This window comes from Streptomyces kebangsaanensis (genome assembly GCF_001906585.1).
Taxonomy (GTDB): Bacteria; Actinomycetota; Actinomycetes; order Streptomycetales; family Streptomycetaceae; genus Streptomyces; species Streptomyces kebangsaanensis.
This window is the reverse complement of record NZ_JUJA01000082.1, coordinates 9,560-15,003: the sequence shown is the minus strand read 5'-3', so window position 1 is coordinate 15,003 and position 5,444 is coordinate 9,560. Positions and strand designations below refer to the sequence as shown.

The following is a 5,444-nucleotide window of genomic DNA, read 5'->3' as shown; positions in this document are numbered from 1 at the left end:
TGACCTGATCCTATGAGGGCCGGGCCCCCTTCCCTGCTCAGCCCGGCGGTTCCTATCGTCCGGGTATGTGCGAGCTCAGGAAGGAGGCCCTCAATGTCTGTCTACGTCGGTATCGACATGCACCGCAAGCGGTCGCAGATCGCGGTCGTCGATCATGACGGTGCGGTGCGGATGAACCGGAACGTGCTCAACGGGGTCAAGCCGGTGCTCTCCGTGATCGGGGATCTTCCGATCGGTGCCCCGGTGGCCTTCGAGGCCGCCTACGGCTGGGGCTGGCTGGTCCAGTTGTTGGAGGACTACGGCTTCGAGCCCCACCTGGTCCATCCGCTGCGCTGCAAGGCCATCGCCTCCGCACGCCTGAAGAACGACAAGGTGGACGCGGCGACCCTCGCCCAGCTGCTGCGCGCCGACCTGCTGCCGGAGGCGTGGATCGCCCCGCTTCAGGTGCGCCAGCAGCGGGCCCTGCTGCGCCACCGCTGCCAGTTGGTGCGTCTGCGCACCCTGCTGCGCAACCGCATCCACGCCGTCCTGGCGGATCACGGCTGCGACCGCCCCGGCGGCTACTTCACCGCACCGGGCCGCGTCTGGCTCGACGGCCTCGACCTGCCGGACGCCTCACGCCGCGTGGTCGACGACCTCCTGGCCCTGATGGACGCCCTCAAAGAACCGATCGACGCCCTCGACCGGCAGCTGCTCGCGCAGGCACGGGGCGATCCGAGGGTGGCCGCGCTCACCCGGCTGCCCGGGGTGGGCACGCTCACCGCCCTGATGATCGTGGCCGAGGTCGGCGACGTCAGCCGCTTCCCCTCCGCCCGTAAGCTGGCCGCCTGGGCCGGCCTGACCCCCACCGTCCGCGCCTCGGACCTGACCGTGCGGCACGGGCACATCTCCAAGCAGGGCTCCGACTGGCTGCGGTGGATCCTGTGCGAGGCCGCGCAGACCGCGAAGCGGTCGCCGGAGTTCGCCGTCGCCTACCAGCGCCTCGCCCATCGCCGCGGCAAGAAGATCGCCACCATCGCGATCGCCCGTCGCCTGCTCACGCGGGCCTATCACCTGCTGCAGGCCGTCCCGGCCCGGCCGGACCGGCAGGAGGTCCGATGACCCCAGCAGACAACCGCCGCCGGCGGCCACAGACCCCGGGTGCGCTCGCGTTTCCGCATGAGACGGCCCCACGGCCGCGCTCGATGACCTGATTGAGCAGCCCGGATCCCCGTACCACGGTCATGGCGCCGACCGCACGGTCAGGCGCCGAATGGGTGCTTGTGAGACCACTCCGTCGACCAGCCGGCACCGGGGATGTCAACGACCGCAGCGGTGAACATCCGTGACGCTTCCTCGGCATCCATGGTCGACCGCCACTCGTCGGCCTCCAGCTCGTTCGTCCTCGCCCCGCTCGTTCCTCACGGGGCTCCGGGCGCTCCAACTGGACCCCTCCCACGCGGCGGTCCCCGAACGAAGACCGCGAGGAAGACTCACGAGAGAAACGCCCCGGCATCCCACCGGAAAGCCGCAGGCGGGGACCGTCCACGCCCCTTGACAGGCCCAGCCCTCATGGGTGCGGAAACAGCAGCCGCTGGGTGACCGGCACATCGACGTGGCGTATACGCAGCTGCGGCGCGATGCCGATGGCAGGGCACGGGTCCGGCTCGTTCGCGGCGAAGGACGGGCCGTCACCCTGTGGGTTGATGACGCGTACCCCTACATCGAGGTCTTCACCGGCGACACACTCTCCGAAGCGGATCGGCGGCGTACCGGTCTGGGTGTGGAGCCGATGACGTGCGCGCCGGATGCGTTCAACTCCGGTGAGGGGCTGATCACCCTGGAGCCGGGACAGACGCACCAGGCGCGGTGGGGCATCGATCCAAGTGTGAAGGAGGGCACGGCATGAAGGCGATCACCGTGGTTCCGGGCGAACCCGGCCCGGTGGCGGTGAGTGACGTCAGCGAACCCGACCCGTCCCAGGGGGCGCTGCTCGTGGAAGGGCGGCTGCTCGGCATCTGCGGCACTGACGTCGACATCGTGGAGGGCGGCTACGGCTCACCGCCACCGGGCCGGGATCGCCTGGTGATCGGGCACGAGTCCCTCGGCGAGGTGATGGAGGCCCCCGCGGGAAGTGGCTTCGCGCGGGGTGACCTGGTCGCGGGCATCGTGCGGCGTCCCGACCCGGTGCCGTGCCCGCCGTGCTCGCACGGTGAGTGGGACTTCTGCCGCAATGGCCGGTACACGGAGCGAGGGATCAAGGAGCGGGACGGCTTCGGTTCCCAGCGCTGGCGGATCGAGCCGGAGTACGCGGTCCGGCTCGATCCGCGGCTCGGCGACTGCGGGGTTCTCCTGGAACCCGCATCGGTGCTGGCCAAGGCATGGGAGCAGACGGAACGCATCTTCCACCGAGCCTCGTGGCGGCCCCGGGTGGCGCTGGTGACCGGCGCCGGGCCGATCGGCCTGTTCGCCGCCCTGCTGGCGGTGCAGCGCGGCCTGCAGACCCATGTCCTGGATCTCAATGACCGCGGTCCGAAGGGTCAGCTTGTCGCCGACCTGGGCGCCACCTTCCACACCGGTGACGTGCGGGACATCGCCGTAATGCCTGACGTGGTCGTCGAGTGCACGGGTGCCGGGCCGCTGGTCTTCGCGCTGACGAAGATCGTGGCGCCCGATGCCGTCATCTGTCTGACCGGTATCTCCTCCGGCCGGCGAGCGGCAGAGGTGGGGCTGGACGAGGTGAACAGGGAGCTGGTGCTGGAGAACACGGTGGTTTTCGGATCGGTCAACGCGGGTCGTCGTCACTACCAGCAGGCTGCCGATGCGCTGGCGAAGGCCGATCGGAGCTGGCTCGAGCGGGTCATCACCCGCAGGGTGCCCATGGGCCGGTTCTCCGACGGCCTGCACAAGGGCGGCGATGACGTCAAGGTCGTCGTGGACCTCAAGTCCTGATCACCGTTCTGGACGGGGGCGTCTTCGGCGAAGGCGGGTCAGGGGGGTCGAGGGTGGGGCGCGGACTTGCAGGTCGTGTGACTGCTCGGGGGCGGTTCGGGCGATTCGCGCGGCTTCCACGGCGGTGGCGGGGGCGACGCCGGCGAAGGCGACGACGTCGGTGGCTGTCAGCTGCACGGCCAGGCGAAGCACAGTCGGGCGCGCGTCCTTCGCGCTGCCCGGTGCCTCGAGGCGGCGTATGACGTCGAGGGCGCGCTGGGCGGCCCTTTGCCGGGTGTCGTGATCCTCCGGCGCGCGGGTGAGCGTCTCCAGGATGTCGGCCAGCTCACGTACGGCCGGGGCCGACGTGTCCAGGTGCTTGCTGTCGCCGACGCGGTGGGCGGTGGCGATGCGCGCGAGCATGAGGCAACTCGTGCCCAGCAGGTCGAGTCGTCCTGCGTTGTGGCACTCGTGCAGGACCGGTGAGCCGCGCCTCCACCAGATGGGTGAGTGACGTGCGATTGCGCTGCTGCTCAGGCGGACGTGTGCGAGGTCGGACAGCGTGTCGCGGGCGGCGGGCAAGTGCTGGGCCACCCGGTCGTTGAGTGTTTGATCGTTGCGCTCAAGTGCTTCAGCGGTGTGGCGTAGGAGGCTGGTGAGGCCCGTCAGGGCGGCCGCCTCCGCACGACGCAGCAGCATCACTGGCTCGGCCGGGAAGATGAGCTGGCTGAACAGCAGTGCCACGCCCGCTCCGATCAGCGCGTCGGTCAGGCGTTGCGGCCCTGCTCCGCCTCCCACGGTCACCGCTAGGATGGCGCTGACGGCCGCTTGGGCGATCACGATCCATTCACCGCCCAACGGCGAGCGCGACCAGCATGGCCACGAAGGTGGCTGCCGCGAGCGCCCCGTACCCGTGGTGCAGCACGGCCACTGCCGCGTCCGCGGCGAGGATGCCGACCACGACCCCGAGAAGCAGCCGTACCGCGTTGACGCCCCGTTCCCTCCGCGCGGCGTTGAGTGCGACGACGGCTGCGACCGGCGCGAAGAACGGCAGCCGGTGGTCCACGAGATGCCTGGCGATCGACCAGGCCGCGCTCGCCGCGGCGGTCTGCTGGACGACCGGCCACAGTCCTGCCGTGACCTTGCCCTTGCCGATAACCTCATCCGTGCAGGTGGGTGTGGGTTTCGGTGCCGCCCGTGGTCACCCGCGTCGGCGCTCTCGCCCGGGGGACGGTGAGGGCGGCATGGTGATCGGCCGTGCTGTTGAGACTGGCGTACCCGGGCGTGCCGAACACCTTCGCGATGCTGCGACCGCTGCCGGTGCGCGGCCGGGAGAGGGATGTCGAGATCCTGGCCCTGCGTCATTGGATTGCCGTCCTGGAGCGGCATCTGGACGGGCAGCGGGTCCGGTTCGACACCGGCGACCGGGCGTTGCCGGCGTCGTTGCTCCACGGCGTGGCCCGCGAGGTGCTGCGCCGGATGCGGCTGCTGGTCCGGCCGGACACGGTCCTGCGCCGGCACCGCGACCTGATCGTCCGCCGGCACGCCGCCCGGTCCCGGCCCAGGCGCGGCGGCCGGCCGCGCACCGCGCGCTCGATCCGCGTGCTGGTCCCGCGCCCGGCCGGGGAGAATCCCCACCGGGGCTACCGGAGGCCGCATGGCGAGCTGCTCGTGCTCGGGGTGCAGGGGGCCGCGTCCACGGCAGGGGAGATCCTGCAGGAGGCCGGGATCGAACCGGCCCCCCAACGAGCCTCCAGTACCTGGGCCGGCTTCCTGCGCTCCCCGGCCGACGCCCTGCCGGCCCGCGCCTGCTTCGAGGCCGTCACCCTGCCCGGGGCCCGGTGGTACGTGTTCGCGGTGATCGAGCATGCCAACCGCCGGATCCGTGTCCGGGGCGCCACCGCACATCCGGCCGCGTCCCGGGGGGCCCGGACCGCGCGGAATCTCGTCATGGACCTGGAGGACGCGGGATGCCGGGTGCGTTACCCCATCGGGGACCGGGACGGCACGTTCCCCGGGCTCTTCGACACCGTCCTGAACGACGCGGGCATCCAGGTGGTGCTCGGCGGCGTCCGGATGCCGCGCATGAACCCGGTCATGGAGCGGTGGGTGCAGACCTGCCGGCAAGAGCTGCCGGACCGCACGTTGCTCCGGGACCGGCGCCACCTCCGGCACGCCCTGCGCGCGTCCGGGACGTTCTGCAACGGGCACCGGCCGCACCGGGGCCGCGCGAACGCGCGGCCCCTCCACCCGCTGCCCGCCCCGAGCGAGGACCCGGACCGGATCGCCCACCTGGACATACGACGACGGGGCCGACTCGGCGGCACCCTCCACGCGTACCGGCATGCGGCCTGACCAGCATGGATGCGGTTTTCGGCAAGGGCAGCGTCGGCGTGCGGTGCAGTCCCACTTGGTGGCGATGAACCTGCGATGCCAGGCGAGCAGGGTGGCGGGGGTGACCGGGAAGACCTCGCGCCGGCACCGTCGGGGTATCAGCCCGCAGAGGGCGGCGAACCAGAACCGGCCGGCCGGCT

General features: G+C 71.4%; 6 protein-coding genes. 4 read left to right on the top strand and 2 right to left on the bottom strand.

Translation table 11 applies throughout. From position 1 onward, the window contains the following. Positions 1 to 93 precede the first annotated feature (93 nt). The 3 genes from RH94_RS12175 (at position 94) to RH94_RS12165 (ending at position 2,931) form a co-directional block, all read left to right on the top strand. A complete protein-coding gene (locus RH94_RS12175) occupies positions 94 to 1,101 on the top strand; it encodes an IS110 family RNA-guided transposase (protein WP_073947624.1) in 1,008 nt (335 codons plus the stop codon). Positions 1,102 to 1,555: 454 nt separating this feature from the next. After that, the gene (locus RH94_RS12170; RefSeq protein WP_073947623.1) at positions 1,556 to 1,888 is read left to right on the top strand and encodes an aldose epimerase family protein; all 333 of its coding nucleotides are present in this window, start codon (positions 1,556 to 1,558) and stop codon (positions 1,886 to 1,888) included. Continuing rightward, complete coding sequence (locus RH94_RS12165; RefSeq protein WP_073947622.1) at positions 1,885 to 2,931, top strand: glucose 1-dehydrogenase; 1,047 nt, start codon at positions 1,885 to 1,887, stop codon at positions 2,929 to 2,931. The genes RH94_RS12170 and RH94_RS12165 overlap by 4 nt, the downstream gene beginning before the upstream one ends. On the opposite strand, the gene RH94_RS40710 is transcribed toward RH94_RS12165, so the two are convergent. Together RH94_RS40710 and RH94_RS38720 are read right to left on the bottom strand one after the other, a co-directional pair. Next, entirely contained in the window at positions 2,932 to 3,750 is an 819-nt protein-coding gene (locus tag RH94_RS40710) for an aromatic acid exporter family protein (RefSeq protein ID WP_158073045.1), read from the bottom strand. It lies immediately after the preceding gene. A gap of 7 nt (positions 3,751 to 3,757) precedes the next feature. Continuing rightward, the gene (locus RH94_RS38720) at positions 3,758 to 3,991 is read right to left on the bottom strand and encodes an FUSC family protein (RefSeq protein WP_267893358.1); all 234 of its coding nucleotides are present in this window, start codon (positions 3,989 to 3,991) and stop codon (positions 3,758 to 3,760) included. Positions 3,992 to 4,167: 176 nt separating this feature from the next. On the opposite strand from RH94_RS38720, the gene RH94_RS12155 reads away from it, so the two are divergent. Continuing rightward, positions 4,168 to 5,265 (top strand): integrase, encoded by a 1,098-nt coding sequence (locus RH94_RS12155; protein WP_073947621.1) that lies wholly within the window; start codon positions 4,168 to 4,170, stop codon positions 5,263 to 5,265. Positions 5,266 to 5,444 lie beyond the last annotated feature (179 nt).

Coding starts and splice junctions, on each gene's coding strand:
- RH94_RS12165 (WP_073947622.1), top strand. CDS start 1,885: ATGAAGGCGATCACCGTGGTTCCGGGCGAACCCGGCCCGGTGGCGGTG.
- RH94_RS12175 (WP_073947624.1), top strand. CDS start 94: ATGTCTGTCTACGTCGGTATCGACATGCACCGCAAGCGGTCGCAGATC.